Source organism: Streptomyces sp. NBC_00669, from assembly GCF_036226785.1.
Classification (GTDB): Bacteria; Actinomycetota; Actinomycetes; order Streptomycetales; family Streptomycetaceae; genus Actinacidiphila.
In genome coordinates this window covers 4,144,832-4,161,686 of the sequence record NZ_CP109018.1, presented here as the reverse complement: position 1 = coordinate 4,161,686, position 16,855 = coordinate 4,144,832, and the positions used below count along the sequence as shown (strand labels likewise).

Here is a 16,855-nt window from a genome sequence, read left to right as displayed (position 1 = left end):
TCCCGGAGCGCGACCGGGTGGCGGGCGGCTGTCTCAAGACTCATAGAACACCCACTTCTTGCGCAGGCGCCACTGGATCAGGGTGAGCACCAGGATGATCGCGAACAGGACGACCGCGACGGCGCTGCCGTATCCGAAGTCGTGGTTGTCGAACGCCTGCTGGTAGAAGAAGTACACGAGGACATTGGTCCGGTTGTCCGGACCGCCCTCGGTGAGGATCTGGATCTGCGCGAACACCTGTAGGGAGCCGCTGATCGTCACGATCGTGGTCAGCAGCGTCGTGGGGCTGATCATCGGCAGGATCACCGAGCGGAACCGGCGCCACGCCCCCGCGCCGTCGATCTCCGCGGCCTCCAGCAGCGACCGCGGTACGCCCTGGAGGGCCGCGAGGAACAGCACCATGTTGAGCCCGACGTTCTTGAAGACCTGCACGATCACGACCGACACCAGCGCCGAGTCGTCGCCGCGCAGCCAGTTGGGTCCGTCGATGCCCACCGCGTGCAGCAGCGCGTTGACGCCGCCGTTGTTCTGCAACAGGAAGTTCCAGGTGATCGTCCAGGCCACCAGCGAGACGACGACGGGCGAGAAGAAGAGCGTCCGGAACACCGTGGTGCCGCGCAGCCGCTGGTTCAGCAGCAGGGCCAGCAGCAGGGCCAGGGAGATGTTGATCACCACGAGTCCGACGCAGAACAGCGCCGTGGCCCGCGCCACCGACGGCGTGGCCGGATCGTGGAGCAACTGCGAGTAGTTCTTGGTGCCCACGTACGTCGTCACGCCGGAGAGCACGTTGGACTTGTGGAAGCTGTAGTAGACGACCGCGATCAGGGGGTAGAGGACGAAGGCGAGGAACCCGAGGGTCTGCGGCAGCACGAACAGCCAGCCGCTGAAGGCATCCTGCCGCCGCAGCGTCCAGAACCGCCCGGGCCCGGTCCGCGGCCTGGTCGGTGACTCGGTCCGTGATCCGGTCCGCGGCCCGGTCCGGGGCCCGGTCCGTGATCCGGTCCGTTGCTCGGGGGCGCTCGCCCCCTGTCGCGTGGGCGGTATCTCCCTCATGGCGGTCACTCGGACAGGGCCGGTGCGATCGCCTTGCAGACGCCCGCCAGCACCGAGTCGACGTTCGCACCGGCCTTCCACATCGGATCGAGCGCGTTCTGCACGAGGTTGGCGATCTTGGCGCTGTCCTGGTGGGACGGAAGGACGGCGCCGTTCTTGATGCCGTCGATGACCACCTGCTGCAACTGCTGCGGGGTGAACAGGGGGTTGGCGCCCGCCAGGGTGCCGGTGGTGAGCTGGCTGGTGCGGGCCGGCGGGAAGTAGCGGGCGAGCTTGGCGGAGTTGGCCGGGTCGGAGAAGTACGCGAGGAAGTCGGCCGCCTGCTGCTTGTGCGAGCCCTTGGTCAGCACGCCGATGCCGGCCTGCCCGATGACCTGGGACGCGCCGGTCGGGCCGGACGGGAGCGGGACGATCCCCCAGTCGAACGGATGGTTCGCCAGCAGCGTCGCCCGGCTGATCTGGGTGACGGTGAGGGCGGACTCGCCGGCGAAGAAGTCGGCGGTCTCACCGGGGCCCGGCAGCGCCTTGTCCGTGAAGATCGCGTCGTGCAGGAAGGTCATCGCCTGCCGCATCGCGGGCGCGTCGAACGTGCAGGTCTTCCCGTCGGCCGACCACGCGTCGGCCCCCCAGCCGCGCCACAGTGCGGCGAGTTCGATCCAGGTCTTGTAGTCCCAGTCGCGGATCACCAGGCCCTGCTTGTCGGTGTGGGCGGCGACCTGCGCGGCGATCTGCTCCGCGTTCTGCCACGTCCACTGGTGGGCGGCCACCATCTGGTCCGGGGTCTGCTTCACCCCGGCCTTCTTGAGCAGGTCCTTGTTGTAGAACATCCCGAACGGCGAGGTGGAGAAGGGGTACGCGTACAGGTCCCCGCCCTGCTTCCACAGCTTGGTGGCCGCGGGCGTCAGGTCGCCGTACTGGTAGCCGGCCGTCTTCTCCAGGGTCGGGGTCAGGTCGGTGAGCGCCCCGGACGTGACGAAGTCGGGCGCGTCCCGCTCCAGTACCCAGGCCATGTCCGGCGGGTTGCTGCCGGCGATCTGGGTGGTCAGGGCGGTGGTGTAGTTGTCGATCGGGATGTAGTCGAAGGTGATCGACCTGATGTCCGGGTGGGTCTTGCGGTACTCCGCCGCGATGCTGTCGAACAGCGCCGTCTGCGACTTGTCATTGCTCCACACGGTCATCCGCAGCGACACGTTCGAGTCGTCGCCCGAGCCGGACCCGTTCGAGCACCCCGCGAGCGGGACGACCAGCAGGGAGACGGCGGACAGCGCGAGGGAGGTGAGCCGGAGGCGTCTGGTTCTCATCGTTGCTCCAGAGGATTCGGTTCTAGTAGCCGCGGATCTCGGGCCAGGCCAGCGGAACACCGCGCCCGGACAGCAGGGACTGGTAGTCGTGGAGGTGGTCGGGCGTGGCGTGCACGCCGTGCGGCGTACGGCCGGTGGCGACGCAGTGCGCGGCGAGCGCGCCGGCGGCCTCGCCGATGTTCCACTCGACCGGATGCAGGCGGTAGGCGCCGTTGGTGATGTGCGTGGTGCCGATGTTCTTGGCGGCCGGCAGCAGGTTGGTCATCCGCCGGGGCAGCAGCGCGCCGAGCGGGATCTGGAACGGGGTCGACGCCACGTCGAGGTAGGTGTCGCCCCCGGTCGAGGGGTGCAGGTCGATCCGGTACATGCCGATGCCGACCGAGTCCGGGTAGCGGGTCGCGCCGCGCTCGCCGCGGATCTCCAGCGAGACGTCGTCCTCGCGGATGGTGGTGAAGGCCCGGATACGGCGGGACTCCCGCACGTAGATGTCCTGGGCCAGGCCGTCGTCGGTGCCGAGCAGGTCGCCGCGCAGCCGCAGGGACGGGAAACCGGTGCCGCCGTCGGGCCGCGGCGCTTCGGTCTGCATCCAGTACAGCGCCGACAGCGCCAGTTCGCGCGCGCCCGCCCGGTGCTTGGCGGCCTCGTCGGCCGAGACCTCGAAGAGCGGCCCGTCCATGTAGTCGATCATCGGCCAGTTCACCAGGGTGATGTCACTGGCGTAGGCGCCGGGTTCGAAGAGCTTGCGGGCCGCGATACGGCGGAACCGCCACAGGTCGTCGGTCCCGGCGTCCTTGCTCTGGTCCGCCTCGACGGACAGCGGGTCGTCGTCCGGGTTCGGGTCGAGCCGGCCGTTCGACGGTTCGAGGGTGCGCGGGTTGGGCCAGGAGAAGGCGAGCAGCGGTCCCGGCCAGACGTCCGGGCGGACCGACCGCCAGTAGTCGTACGTCGCCGGCCGGTCGATGGTGTGGTCGCCGTCCACGTGGTCGACGGCGAAGCACCAGGACGCGGCCTGCATGGTCAGCGGTTCCGCGGTGTCCTTCGCGCTGGGCTCGCCGGTGTCGTCCCTGGACTCGGCGCCGGTGACGTACTCGGCGCCGCTCAGCGGCAGCAACTCGCCGGTCTCGGTCGCGTCGATCACGTACCGGGCCTGCACGGTGACCGGGCCGTCCCCGGTGTCGCCGTCCGGCACCAGGGTCACCGCGGTGATCGCGTCGCCGTCGACCGAGACCGCGTCCGCGCGGTAGGGCCGCAGCACCGTGAGCCGGCCGGAGCTGCGGGCCGGCGCGAGCATCGCCTCCAGGACCGCCACGGCGACCCGCGGCTCGTGGCAGAGCCGGCTTACCAGGCCCGCGCCCGGGTTCAGTTGGCGCGCCCGCAGGGCCCGCGCGGTCAGCGGGTAGTGGCGCCGGTAGTACTCGCGTATGCCCTCCCGCATCGACCGGTACGAGGCGGTGACGCCGAGCATCTCGACCCACGGGTGCTCGTCCGGCGGGGTGGCCTGAGCGGTGAGTTGGCCGCCGAGCCACCGCGAGCCCTCGGTGAGCACCACCCGTGCGCCGTGCTCGGTCGCGGCCAGGGCGGCGGCTATGCCACCGAGTCCTCCGCCGACGACCAGCACGTCCGTGCGTACTTCCTTCACCTGCACGTCCTTCCTGGTAATTCGTATTAGCGCACGCTAGGGAAGGAACCCGGAGAAGTCAACGACAAGTGCGGAAGCGGTGGGAGGGGGGTGCGGGCGCCTCCCGGAGGGGCTCGGCTTCCGGTCGTACGCGCGGAAGGTCGGCTCGGCGCGGGGTGCGGCGCGGGGCAACGGGCGGGCGGGGTGCGGCGCGGGGCAACGGGCGGGCGTGTGGCGGGGTGCGGCGCAGGGCGCTGCCGGTTCGCCGCGGGGCGCGGCCGGTTCACCGCGGAAGCGTTCGGCCCGTTTCGGCCTCGCGTACCGCCCGGTTCAGCGCCGCCGGGCGGGCGGCGCGGCGGTGACGGTGGCCCCTTCGACCAGCTCGCACGGGAGCAGGACCTGCGTCTTGCGGCCCGGCTTCATCTCGCCGCGCAGCATCCCGACCAGGATGCGCACCGCACGCGCGCCCATCTCGCGGCGGGGGATGCGGAACGTGGTCCAGTCGACCTCGGGCGCCGTCCGCAGCGGCCATGCCGACGTCTGCGTGGGGTCGGTGTCGCCGAGCACGCCGATCGACAGGTCCTCGGGTACCCGCAGCCCGGAACCCGTGGCCAGCGCACGTAGCGCGGCCGCCATCTCCGTCGCCTCCACCAGGGCGGCGGTGACCTCGTCGGCGCGCAGCCGGTCGAACACCGCGGTCGGATCGTCGTCGGTGAGGGCGAGCGGTGCCTTGCGGTGCCGTCGGCAGGCGCGCAGGTATCCGGAGCGGCGGTCGGCCGTCGACTCGCTCTCCTCGCGGTAGCCGACGAGCGCCACCCGGCGGTGGCCGAGCGACCACAGCCGCTCGTACAGCTCCGCGGTCGCCGCCGCGTAGTCGCCGCCGACGTAGCTGACCGGCCCGGCGGACGACTCGCGCCGGCCGATGAACACGAACGGGAACCGCTCGTCGACCAGGCGGTCGAGCTCGTCGCGGTCGGTGTGCCGGCCGAGCAGGATGCAGCCGTCCGCTATGCCGAGCCGGTTCGACCCCTCCTCGTAGACCTTGCGCCGGCCCTGCCGGCGCCCCGGACTGGTGAAGAGCAGCAGGTCGAAGCCCTGCGCCTCGGACTCCTCCTCGATGCCGCCGAGGAAGGGGCCGTAGAAGTCGGCCGTGCCGGAGGGGAAGACCGCCTCGTAGGTGAACACCCCGATGATCTGGTTCGACTTGCCGCGCAGGCGCCGGCCCATGATGTCCACGGTGTAGCCGGTCTGGCGCAGTGCGTCCTCGACGCGCTTGCGGGTTTCGGGCGCGACGCGCACCCCGTCGGAGTCGTTGAGCACCAGGGAGACCATCGCCTGCGAGACGCCCGCGAGGCGGGCCACCTCGGCCTGGGTCACCCGTTTCCGGCGCTGCGTCACGTGTCGCATCGTAACGCCACCCTTTCCCTCCGGAGGATCGGCTCCGGGCCGGCGCGATCCGGCCGCTCTCTGCCGGAGCCCATGCTAATACGTATTATCGCTTGACTTCCACCGGCACGCGGCGCCACCATCCCTCACGCCCCCCGGCACCGCCCTTTCCGGTCCGCTCCCGGCCGCCGCCCTTCCCCCTACCGTGAGGGTCCTTTCATGTCCGCTGAGCACAGTTCCCGTGGCATCACCCGCCGCTCCACGCTGCTGGCCGGCGCCGCGCTGGCCCCCGCGTGGTTCCTCGGCTCGTCCTTCGGCGCTCCGGGCCGCGCCGCAGCGGCGACGGCCGCGGACTTCGCGAAGGTCAGGAGCCAGTGGCAGGACACCCTGATCGGCAGCTACGACACCTCCGACCCGGTGATCTCCGGCTACGTGCAGGACGCGGCCGACGCGGCGAGCGGCCTGTGGTCGACGCTGGACACCTCCAGCTCCCGCAGCTACCTGTGGGCGGACCTGGACAGCAGTACCGTCTCGGCCGTCCAGCGCGACGTGATCGGACGGCTGCGCCAACTCGCCCTGGTCTACGCGTCCCCCGGCTCCACGCTGTCCGGCAACTCCGAGCTGCTGGCCGACATCCGGTCGGCCGTCGACTGGTTCCTCGCCCACAAGTACGGCGTCACCGCGCAGTACGACAACTGGTGGGACTTCCAGATCGGCATCCCGCTGGCGCTGGGCGACACCTGTGTCGCGCTGTACGGCGAGCTCTCGGCGAGCCAGATCGGCACCGCCATGGCCGCGATCGCCCGCTACCTGCCGGACCCGAGCCAGGTGGGCGGAGGCGCGGCCACCGGCGCCAACCTCGACTGGACCTGCGCCGTCACGACCGTGCGCGGCGCGCTGAGCGAGGACGCGAGCGTGATCGACAGCGCCATGACGGCGATCGCGAACCTCTTCCCCTACAGCTCCGGCGGCGACGGCTTCTATCCCGACGGCGGCTTCATCCAGCACAAGCTGTACGCCTACAACGGCTCCTACGGCGTGTCCCTGCTGCAGTACCTGACCTATCTGCTGGTCGCCCTGCAAGGCACCCCGTGGGCGGCGACGACCGACCAGGTGCAGCGCGTCTTCACCTGGACGCAGGCCAACTACGTGCCCTGGATCTACCGCGGGGCGTTCATGGACATGGTGCGCGGCCGGGCGCTGTCCCGCTTCTACGAGACCGACCACCGTATCGGGCGGCTGACCAGCGCCACCCTGCTCCAGCTCGCCCACCTCTTCCCGGCGAGCCAGGCGCTGACCCTCCGCTCGCAGGTCAAGGGCTGGATCACCGCGGACACCTACCAGGACTTCTTCGGCTACGACCCGGTGCCGCTCGAACAGGTGCGCACCTCGTCGATCGCGCTCGGCCGGGCCGTCGTCGCCGACCAGGCCATCCCGACCGGAACCGAGTCCACCACCTCCGTCGTGGCGACCTCGATGGCGCGGGTCGTGCACCGGCGGCCCGCGTTCGCCTTCGCCATCGCCATGGACAGCACCCGGATCAAGCCGTACGAGAGCGCGAACGCGGAGAACCTCGAAGGCTGGTACACCGGTGAGGGCGCCGCCTACCTCTATCTGGCCACCCAACCCGGCCACTGGACGAACGCCTACTGGCCGACCGCGAACAAGTACCGGGTGCCCGGCGTCACCCTTGACGCCAAGACCCTCGCGCTCGGCGCCAACCGCGGCTCCACCAACACCTGGGCCGGCGGCGCCCTGCTGGACGGGAACGTGGCCGCGGGCATGGGGCTGTCGTTCGCCGTGCAGACGCTCACCGGCCGCAAGTCGTGGTTCTGCCTCGACGACATCGTGGTCTGCCTGGGCGCCGGGATCACCAGCACCGACGGCCACACCGTCGAGTCGGTGATCGAGAACCGCAACACCGGCCCCGACGGGCGGGCGAACATCCACGTCGACGGCGCCGTGGTGCTCGCCACCCCGAGCAGCACGCCGACCGTCGTCCAGCCGCGGTGGATCTTCGTGGACAACCTCGGCGGCTACGTGTTCCCGGTCGGCGGCCACGTCACGCTGCTGCGCGAGGACCGTACCGGCAAGTGGACCGACATGGACCACCGCGGCGTCTACGACGACACGACCGCGTACACCCGACGGTTCGTCACCATGTGGGTCGACCACGGGGTCAGCCCGACCGACGGCAGCTACCGCTACATCCAGCTGCCCGCCGCGACCTCGGCCCAGACCGAGGCGTTCGCCGCGTCGAACGACGTCACCGTCGCGAACACGACCCAGGTGCAGGCGGTCAGGCGCGCCGGCGCCGGGATCGCGATGGCCAACGTCTGGCAGGCCGGCGCGCCCAAGGCCGGGGGCATCCAGGTCGACCGGACCGCCTCGGTCATCACGCAGCGGAAGGACGGCACGCTCAGCGTGGCCGTCTGCGACCCGACCCAGCAGCTCACCGGCACGGTGACCGTCACCGTCGACGGCGCGGTGTCGGCCGTGGTCTCCGCCGACCCCGGCATCACCGTCCTGGCGACCACGCCGAACGTGCGCCTGGCGGTGGCCGTCGGGGGAGCGGCGGGCAAGAGCTTCGTCGCCCGGTTCACCGAATGACGGAACGGTTGCCATGACCGCGAACGCGCCCGGTTCACCGAAGAGAGGAGAGTCCATGCGCACCAGAGCAGTGGCGGCGGTGCTCGGGTTACTCGCCGCGAGTTGCGCGGTGGCGATCGGCCCGGCACACGCGGCGTCGTCCGTATACGAGGGGTCGTCCGTTCACGAGACGTCATCCGTTCACGCGGCGTCGTCTGTCAACGCGGCGTCGTCCGTCTATGAGGCGTCGTCCGTCTACGAGGCGGAGGACGCGACCATCTTCCACGGCACCGTGGACACCGACCATCTGGGCTTCACCGGAACGGGATTCGTCAACACCGCCAACGAGATCGGCGCCTACGTCGAGTTCACCGTCGACTCGCCCACGGCGGGTGACGCCACCTTGGCCCTGCGCTACGCGAACGGAACGACGGCCGGACGCCAGGCGGACGTCAGCGTCGACGGCACGGTGGTGTCCACACCGGCTTTCGCGACGACCACGGACTGGAACACCTGGTCCGTCTCCAGGCTCCCCGTGACCCTGCGCGCGGGAACCAACCTGATCCGGGTCACCGGCACGACCACCGGCGGCCTGCCCGACCTCGACTCGCTCACCGTCGCCGACCTGCTGGGCACCCAGTGGTCGGACGCGCTCGTCGACTCGACCATGCACCGGTACACCCCGGCGACCGTCGGCGGCTGGAGCTACCCGGTCGCCCTCTACATGATGGGCCAGTACCAACTCGCCCAGCACACCACCGATCCCGCGCGCCGGGCCGCCCTGATCGCGTACATCAAAGCGTGGGCCGACCGCTTCGTCGACGCCTCCGGGCACATCGCCAACAGCTTCACCAGCCTGGACAGCATGATGCCCGGCCAGGTGATGATCGCCCTCTACCGGGAGACCGGCCAGACCAAGTACGGCCTGGCCGCCAAGCAGATCCACGACCGGCTGCTGCCCGGAGCCGGATACCCGACCACGCCCGACGGCGGGTTCTGGCACGCCACCAGCGCCGACCGGGCCGACCAACTCTGGTCCGACGGCACCTTCATGGCCGACCCGTTCATGGCGCAGTACGGCAGGTACATCGGCGACAGCACCCAGTCGTTCGACATCGCGACCAAGCAGCTGGTGGTCTACGCGAGCCATCTCCAGCAGCCGAACGGCCTGTTGAAGCACGCCTACGACGCCTCCAAATCGGCGTCCTGGGCGGACCCGGCCACCGGACTCGCGCCCGAGTACTGGTGCCGCGCCGTCGGCTGGTACGGCATCGCCGCCACGGAGATCCTCGACCTGATCCCCGCCGACCACCCGCGCCGGGCCCAGCTGATCTCCATCGTCCGCGATCTGGTCCGCGGCATGGCCGCCTACCAGGACCCGGCCAGCGGCCGGTGGTTCCAGGTCGTCGACAAGGGCGCCGACCCGGGCAACTGGACCGAGACGTCCTGTTCGGCGATGTTCACCCAGACCATCGACACCGCGATCAAACGCGGATACGTGCCCGCCGACACCTACCAGCCCGTCGTGGACGCCGGGGAACGCGGCGAGCTGGCCCGCATCTCCCTCCACGACGACGGCCTCACCTACCTCACGTCCACCTCCGTCGGAACGAACGTCGGAGACTACGCCTACTACGTCCACCGCCCCCAGGCCACCAACGACTTCCACGGCCTCGGCGCCTTCCTCTACTTCTACGAGGAGACCCACCCCTGACCCGAAACCGCCCCCGACCGGGGCAAAGCCGTCCCCCGGCCCCGGAGCTCTCGGCGACGCTGTTGGTTTATTTGGGGCTGTGCGTGACGTCGGCCTTCGAGACCTGGTTGTGGTCTTGAAGGCCGACGTTGTCGTATGGGGTGGGTGTGGATGTCGATGCAGCCGAAGGGGTCTGGGGAGATCCCGGCGGAGACGGTGCGGGTGGCGCGGGCCGCGTTCCCGAAGGGGAGCCTGGCGATCCGGGTGCGGGACGAGTTGGGCCCGTTGTTCAGGGACGAGGAGTTCGCGGATCTGTTCCCGGTGCGGGGCAGGCCGGCCTGGTCGCCGGGCGGGCTGGCGCTGGTGTCGGTGTTGCAGTTCGTGGAGGGGCTGACCGATCGGCAGGCCGCTGAAGCGGTGCGGGCCAGGATCGACTTCAAATACGCGCTCGGGCTGGAACTGGATGATCCGGGCTTCGACTTCTCGGTGCTGTCGGAGTTCCGTGACCGGCTGGCCGGGGCGGACGCGGGGCGACGGGTGCTGGACGGCATCCTGGTCGCGGCCCGTGAGAAGCGGCTGCTCAAGAGCGCGGGCCGGGCCCGCACCGACTCCACGCATGTGCTGTCGGCGGCGCGTGAACTGTGCTGGCTGGAGATGGTCGCCGAGACGTTGCGCGCGGGGCTCAACGCACTCGCCCAGGCTGCCCCTGCCTGGTTGTCGGAGGTGGCCGAGCCGGAGTGGTTCAGGCATTACGCCACGAGAGCGGATGACACGCGATTCCCGGTCAGCCGCGTGAAACGGGAAGAGGTGGGGACGCGGATCGGCCGGGACGGGACGCGTCTGCTGTCGGTGGTCTTCAGCGCTGATGCCCCCGCTGGACTGCGCGGGCTTGCCGAGGTGGAGACCCTGCGGCAGATGTGGGTCCAGCACTTCCACCACGTCGACGGCGAGGTGAGGCGCAGGGGCCCAAAAGACCGCCCGCCGGGCGCGCTGCGCCTGGTCACGCCCTATGACACCGACGCACGCGGCAGTGTGAAACGCGACACTGTGTGGGACGGCTACAAAGTCCACTTCACCGAGACCTGTGAGCCGGACGCCCCGAACCTGATCACGAACGTCGCCACAACGGTGTCCACCGTCCAGGACCGGTCGATGGCCGAGACCATCCACCACCAGCTCGCGGCCCGTGACTGCCTGCCCGCCGAGCACTGGGTGGACGCCGGCTACCCCACCGCCCCCGCGCTGGTCAGCGCCCGGCGCGACCACGGCATCGCCCTGCACGGCCCCATCCAGGCCGACAACAGCGCCCAGGCCAGCGCCGAAGGCGGCTTCGGACAGGACGCCTTCACCATCGACTGGGACAACCAGCAGGCCACCTGCCCCGGCGGCCACACCAGCACCAACTGGAGCGAACGGCTCTCCCAACGCGGCCAGCCGGTGCTGCGGGTGGTGTTCTCGGTCAGGGACTGCCGCCCCTGCACCATGCGGCAGGCGTGCATCAACACCCCCAACCCCACACGGGCTCGCGAACTGCGGCTACGCCGCCACGACGAACACCACGCTCTCCAGGCGGCCAGAGCCGAGCAGCAGACCGATGCCTGGAAGGAGCGCTACAAGGTCCGCGCCGGAGTCGAGGGCACCATGTCCCAAGCCGTCCAACGCTGCGGCCTGCGCAGATCCCGCTACCGAGGGCTGGCCAAGACCAGCCTTCAGCACCAGCTCACTGGCGCCGCGATCAACCTCGCCCGCATCGACTCCCACCTCACCCAGACACCCCGGGCCCGCACTCGCACCAGCCACTTCGCAGCACTTCGCCCCGCCGAGCTCATCCTCGACGGGGCGAAGTAGGACCAAGCCCCAAATAAACCAACAGCGCCGGGTTCATGCACTCACGGGGCCACGAGGGAAGGTCGCCGGCCGGGAGACGGAAGCACGTCTCCCGGCCCAGCGGGCGCACCGGAAGTGGCCCGTCAGACCGTGGCGTGATCAGCAGGCTCCGCGGCTCCAGGGAACCCGAGCCTGTCCAGGAGTGCCGTGAACGACTCCTCCACGAAGACCTCGTGGGAGCGCAGAACCGCTTCGATCGAGGCGGGGTCGGCCTTGCCGGGGAATCCCGCGTTGGCTGCCCAGGCGAGAGCAGCCCGTGCATCGGCCGGCACCGTCGCTTCGAGTTCCGCCAACTTGCGCCGCGCGGCCGCCGCGTAGGCGGGTGTGGTCACCCATATGCTCATATCACCCATGCTCTCGGGCTCTTCCTCCCAGAGATTTCCCGCTTTGCCGGCCGCCAGCAACTCCAGGTGCAGATAGGCGTCCCCCTGCCGGCCATCGGCCCCCAGCCCGTTGATCACCGCAGTGTCGCTGTCGTGGATGTAGACGTAGGCGCAGGCGCAACAGGCCGCGGCTCGGGTCCACTCGACCAGTGCGGCAAGGTCCGCTGCTTTCCACAGCCCGTAGTCGAGCTGCAGCGTCTGCCGGCCTCCCGGCCGGGACCACCGACAACAGGTCGCATCCGCGAACGCAATAGCGGATCATCCGAGGCGAGAGGAACCGCTTGGCGCTGCGGACGGCCGCGACCGGCCCGGGCGAAGCCGGCACCCGGGCCTCGTCCCGTTCACGCACTCATCGGATCACCGGGGCGGCAAGGGCTACGTTCACTGCATCGGCGAGGCCGGATTCGAGGTCGAGGTCGAGGTCGCGATACCGGGCGCGGCCAAGAGCGCCGCATTGGAGCCGTGGTGTTCCGGACGTGCCGAGTCGAGGGGGCCAGGAGCCCGGCAGTGTCCGCGACGACGATGATCACGTGTCGTCCTTCTCCCACGATGTTGGACAGGTACGCGCGCCTGGCGGCGGCCTCAGCCGTGGAACGCCCCGCGAAGGCGTTCGGCCGCCTCGGTCAGGACCTTCTCCTTCTTGCAGAAGGTGAAGCGGACCTGGGTGCGGCCGGCGTCGGGGTGGTCGTAGAAGACGGAGTTGGGGACGGCGACGACGCCGGCGCGTTCGGGGAGGGTGCGGCAGAAGGTGAAGGCGTCCTTCTCGCCGAGGCCGGCGATGTCGGTGGTGATGAAGTAGGTGCCCTGGGGCTGGAAGACCTCGAAGCCGGCGTCCCGGAGGCCCGCGGCCAGCAGGTCGCGCTTGGCCTGGAGGGTGTCGCGGAAGGCGGTGAAGTAGTCGTCCGGGAGGCGGAGGGCTTCGGCGATGGCGTACTGGAAGGGGCCCGAGGCGACATAGGTGAGGAACTGCTTGGCGGTGCGGACCGCCGCGACCAGGGGCGCGGAGGCGGTAACCCAACCAACCTTCCACCCCGTGAACGAGAAGGTCTTCCCGGCCGAGGAGATGGAGACGGTGCGGTCGCGCATGCCGGGCAGGGAGATCAGCGGGATGTGCTCGCCGTCGAAGACGAGGTGCTCGTAGACCTCGTCGGTGACCACGACGAGGTCGCGCTCGACGGCCAGTTCGGCGATGGCGGTCAGCTCGTCGCGGGTGAGCACCATGCCCGTGGGGTTGTGCGGGCTGTTCAGGAGCAGCAGGCGGGTACGCGGAGTGACGGCATCGCGTAGGGCGTCCAGGTCCGGGCGGAAATCGGGGGCGCGCAAGGTCAGCGGGACGCGGGTCGCGCCGGCCATCGCGATGCAGGCCGCGTAGGAGTCGTAGAAGGGCTCGAACGCGATCACCTCGTCGCCCGGTTCGAGCAGCGCGAGCATCGCCGCCGCGATGGCCTCGGTCGCCCCGGCGGTGACGAGGACCTCGCTGTCCGGGTCGAAGTCCAGGCCGTAGAAGCGCCGTTGGTGGTCGCTGATGGCGGCGCGCAGCGGGGGCACCCCCATGCCCGGCGGGTACTGGTTGCCGTGGCCGTCCCGCAGCGCCTGAACGGCCGCTTCCCGGATCGCTTCCGGCCCGTCGGTGTCGGGGAAGCCCTGCCCGAGGTTGATCGCGCCGGTGGCCACGGCCAGGGCGGACATCTCCGCGAAGATCGTCGTCCCGAGCCCGTCCAGCCTGCGGTTCAGCAGGGGGCGGCCGGGGCTGTGGAGGCCGTGGCGGCGGTCAGTGCCGCCCGCGGCACCGGCACCGCCCGGGGCACCGGCGCCGGCATCGCCCGCGGCACCGGCACCGGCATCACCCGGGGTGCCCGCCCTGCCCGTCGCATCGGCCGTGCCCGCCATTGCGTTCCACCCGCTCTCCGCCGCGTGCCCGCCATTCGATCAGCCGATGGTACCGGGTTGTCATATCGGAACACCTGAACTCGTAAGCGCTCCAAGGGATGGAAAGTACGCACAGATGGGTAAAAACGCTGAGAAGGCGATGCGATCCGTGATTCCGTTGGTTCCGGATCTCTTCGGGGCCTCCCGATCATCCAGATCACCCCGAACCCGCTGGACCAAGCCTGGTCCACCGCGATCCGTATCCGTATCACCCCTGATCCACCCGGCCCACGCCGGCGCAAGCCACCGCACCTTCGCCTCGCGGCGGGGGCGGGACGGCCCGATTCGCGCCGCGTGTGCGATCCCCAGCGTGACCCGCGGAGCCTTCCCATGCTCACCACCCTTGATACCGCATACACGGACACCCGGGCCGGCGACCTCGCCTGGTGCCTGGACAAGGATGCGCTGCCCGCGCTCGCCACCCTCGGCGTGCGGATCGGCGACGCCGCCCGGCTCCACGCCGACGTCGAGTTACGCCTGCTCGGGGCCTCCCACCAGGTGCTCGTCGACGCCGGCCGGGGCAGCTGCTCCGAGACGGTCGCCTGCCTGCCCGGCAGCCAGGCGCCACTGCCCTTCGGCGTCTCCCGCCGCGTCGGCCCGTGGGACTACGAGTTCGCCGCCCGCATCGAGCACCTCTCGCTGGGCTCCTTCACCGCCCGCGCCCAGGAGTTGCTCGCCCTGGTCGCCGACCACCCGCACGGCCTAGCCGGCACCTTCCCGGGTGACCCGAACGCGTTCACCGCGATGCTGGTGCAGTGCGGGGAGGGGAACGTGCGGTGGCGGACATGGCACGCGTACCCGCAGGAGGGGCGGTTGGTGGCGACACGGACGAAGGTGCGGGTGGCGGGGTGAGCAAAGTCCTTACGGGGGACGCCGTTTGTACGGTGCGGCGCCAACCGGCTTTCTCGGGCTGCCTCGTGGCGTCGGGCGGGCACGCGGCGCCTGGCCGCCTTACGCCGTCCCGTTCCCGTAGCAGGCCGCGTCCCCGTACGAAGCCGCATCCCCGTACGGCAGATGCCCGCGGGGCGCATACCGTCCGGTGCCGGCGCCCCGTCGTACCCCTGCGTGCTTCCGGGCGCCGTCGCCCGCCGCCACCCGCCTGCCCGGCCGCGCCGATTGAACCCTTGTGGGTGACCGGCGGCGGAGCAAGCCTGACATAACGTGCACTCATGCTTGACCAGCGCGGCCGTCCGCGAGCCCCCCACCAGCTCTCCTTAGCGCTGCCCGTCCCCGCGCGGGCGGCCCGCGCGCTGGTGCTCACCGCCGTCTTCGTCTGCGCCGCCTGCGGCCTGGTCTACGAACTCGAACTCGTCGCCCTCGCCTCGTACTTGGTCGGCGACTCGGTCACCCAGGCGTCGCTCGTACTGTCGGTGATGGTCTTCGCGATGGGCTGCGGCTCGCTGCTGGCAAAACGGTTACGCAACCGCCCCGCCGCCGCGTTCGTCGCCGTCGAGTCCGCGCTCGCACTCGTCGGCGGGCTGTCGGTGATGACGCTGTACGCCGTCTTCGCCTGGTACGGGCAGGCCCGCTTCGCCATGATCGGCTGCGCCTTCGCGATCGGCGTGCTGATCGGCGCGGAGGTGCCGCTGCTGATGACGCTCGTGCAGCGCATCCGCCGCCAGGACGCGGGCGGCGCCGTCGCCGACCTGTTCGCCGCGGACTACGTGGGCGCGCTCGTCGGCGGCCTCGCCTTCTCCTTCCTTCTGCTGCCGTATCTGGGGCAGTTGACCGGCGCGCTCGCCACCGGCGCGGTCAACGCGGTCGCGGGCGGCGCCACCGTGCTGTGGCTCTTCCGCGGCGACCTGTCCGGCCGCGCCCGCGGCTGGCTGCTCACCGCGAACGTCGGCGTGCTCGCCCTGCTGGCCTGTGCCGCCGTCGGCGCGGGACCGTTCGAACGCGCCGCCCGCCACGCGGTCTACGGCAGCCGGGTGCGGGTCGCCGAGCAGACCGGCGCGGAGGAGATCGTGCTGACCGGGGGGACCGGCGCGAGCGGCGTCTCCTCGCTGCGTCTCTACGTCGACGGCGACCTCGCGGTGTGCGGCGCCGACGAGGCGGTCTACCACCAGGCGCTGGTGGAGCCGGCGTTGACCGGACCGCACGCCCGGGTGCTGATCCTCGGCGGCGGCGACGGGCTCGCGCTGCGGGAGGTGCTGCGCCACCAGGGCGTCGAGGCGGTGACGGTCGTCCCGGACGACGACGAACTCGCCCGGCTGGGCCGCACCGATCCGGGGCTCACCGCGCTCAACGGGCACGCGTTCGACGACCCGCGCGTGCGGGAGGTGGGGGGCGACGCGTTCGACTGGTTGCGGAGGGCGACGAGCCAGAGCGCCGAACGGGTAAGCGGCGCAGGGGCGTTCGGGAGCGCGGGTGCCGATACGGGCGGGGGTGGTGTGGCCGGGGGAGTCGGTGCCAATGCGGGCGGGGGTGGCGCTCGCGGGGATGCGGGTGCCGATACGGGCGGGGGCGGCGGGGCGCCTGACGCGGGAAGCCCCGGTCGGCAGCGGTACGACGTGATCATCGCGGACCTGCCCGCACCCGGCGCCTCCGACAGCGCCAAGCTCTACTCGCAGGAGTTCTACGGACTCACCGCGCACGCGCTCGCCGGCGGAGGGCGGCTCGCCGTCCACGCCGGTTCCTCTGCCCACACCCTGTGGACAACCGATGCCACCCTCCACACCGTCTCCCTGCGCACCACTCCGTACGCGATGACCGGCACCCGCGCCTGCGGCTCCTCCGCCGGCTGGAACTTCCTGCTGGCCGCGCCCACTTCGGCCCCGCCCCACCTCGCGCTCCCGAACCGTCCGCCGCCCGGCCAGTCCCTCACCGCCGCCGGCCTCCGCGCCGCCGCGCGCCAGGCCCGCCGCACCCGCCCGGCCCGCCCCCTGCCCCCGTCCACCCTCCTGCGCCCGCGCATCACCGAGTAGCGAGCACGCGCGCACGGGGAGTGACGTACGGTGTCCGAGTTATGTCAGAATTCCCCTGTGTCGTGGGTGAGTTGATGACCCCACGCGACGAG

11 protein-coding genes are annotated in these 16,855 nt (G+C 71.0%); 5 read left to right on the top strand and 6 right to left on the bottom strand.

The annotated features are described in order from the left end of the window. Window positions 1-33: 33 nt before the first annotated feature. The 4 genes from OG896_RS17155 to OG896_RS17140 all read right to left on the bottom strand — a co-directional run bounded on the left by OG896_RS17155 (window position 34) and on the right by OG896_RS17140 (window position 5,370). Window positions 34-870, bottom strand: coding sequence for a carbohydrate ABC transporter permease (locus tag OG896_RS17155; RefSeq protein ID WP_329366405.1), 837 nt, complete (start codon window positions 868-870; stop codon window positions 34-36). A 188-nt stretch (window positions 871-1,058) separates the two neighbouring features. Then, window positions 1,059-2,354: an ABC transporter substrate-binding protein gene (locus tag OG896_RS17150; protein ID WP_329366403.1), complete on the bottom strand. Its 1,296-nt coding sequence runs from the start codon at window positions 2,352-2,354 to the stop codon at window positions 1,059-1,061. Between the two features lie 22 nt (window positions 2,355-2,376). After that, the gene (locus OG896_RS17145) at window positions 2,377-3,993 is read right to left on the bottom strand and encodes an FAD-dependent oxidoreductase (protein ID WP_329366402.1); all 1,617 of its coding nucleotides are present in this window, start codon (window positions 3,991-3,993) and stop codon (window positions 2,377-2,379) included. A gap of 309 nt (window positions 3,994-4,302) precedes the next feature. After that, entirely contained in the window at window positions 4,303-5,370 is a 1,068-nt protein-coding gene (locus tag OG896_RS17140; protein ID WP_329366401.1) for a LacI family DNA-binding transcriptional regulator, read from the bottom strand. Between the two features lie 207 nt (window positions 5,371-5,577). On the opposite strand from OG896_RS17140, the gene OG896_RS17135 reads away from it, so the two are divergent. The 3 genes from OG896_RS17135 (at window position 5,578) to OG896_RS17125 (ending at window position 11,488) form a co-directional block, all read left to right on the top strand. Further along, on the top strand, window positions 5,578-7,968 hold the full coding sequence (locus OG896_RS17135) for a polysaccharide lyase 8 family protein (RefSeq protein ID WP_329366400.1): 2,391 nt from the start codon (window positions 5,578-5,580) through the stop codon (window positions 7,966-7,968). 55 nt (window positions 7,969-8,023) lie between these two features. Then, window positions 8,024-9,661, top strand: coding sequence for a glycoside hydrolase family 88 protein (locus tag OG896_RS17130; RefSeq protein WP_329366398.1), 1,638 nt, complete (start codon window positions 8,024-8,026; stop codon window positions 9,659-9,661). A 150-nt stretch (window positions 9,662-9,811) separates the two neighbouring features. After that, window positions 9,812-11,488: an IS1182 family transposase gene (locus OG896_RS17125; protein WP_329366396.1), complete on the top strand. Its 1,677-nt coding sequence runs from the start codon at window positions 9,812-9,814 to the stop codon at window positions 11,486-11,488. A 122-nt stretch (window positions 11,489-11,610) separates the two neighbouring features. Here OG896_RS17125 and OG896_RS17120 read toward each other — a convergent pair whose 3' ends face one another. Both OG896_RS17120 and OG896_RS17115 read right to left on the bottom strand, forming a co-directional pair. Beyond that, window positions 11,611-11,988 (bottom strand): hypothetical protein, encoded by a 378-nt coding sequence (locus OG896_RS17120; protein ID WP_329366394.1) that lies wholly within the window; start codon window positions 11,986-11,988, stop codon window positions 11,611-11,613. Between the two features lie 504 nt (window positions 11,989-12,492). Next, entirely contained in the window at window positions 12,493-13,647 is a 1,155-nt protein-coding gene (locus OG896_RS17115) for a pyridoxal phosphate-dependent aminotransferase (RefSeq protein ID WP_329374082.1), read from the bottom strand. Between the two features lie 522 nt (window positions 13,648-14,169). On the opposite strand from OG896_RS17115, the gene OG896_RS17110 reads away from it, so the two are divergent. Together OG896_RS17110 and OG896_RS17105 are read left to right on the top strand one after the other, a co-directional pair. After that, window positions 14,170-14,691, top strand: a complete 522-nt coding sequence (locus tag OG896_RS17110) for a DUF2617 family protein (RefSeq protein ID WP_328467329.1) — start codon at window positions 14,170-14,172, stop codon at window positions 14,689-14,691. 317 nt (window positions 14,692-15,008) lie between these two features. Further along, window positions 15,009-16,763, top strand: a complete 1,755-nt coding sequence (locus tag OG896_RS17105) for a spermidine synthase (RefSeq protein ID WP_329366392.1) — start codon at window positions 15,009-15,011, stop codon at window positions 16,761-16,763. Window positions 16,764-16,855 lie beyond the last annotated feature (92 nt).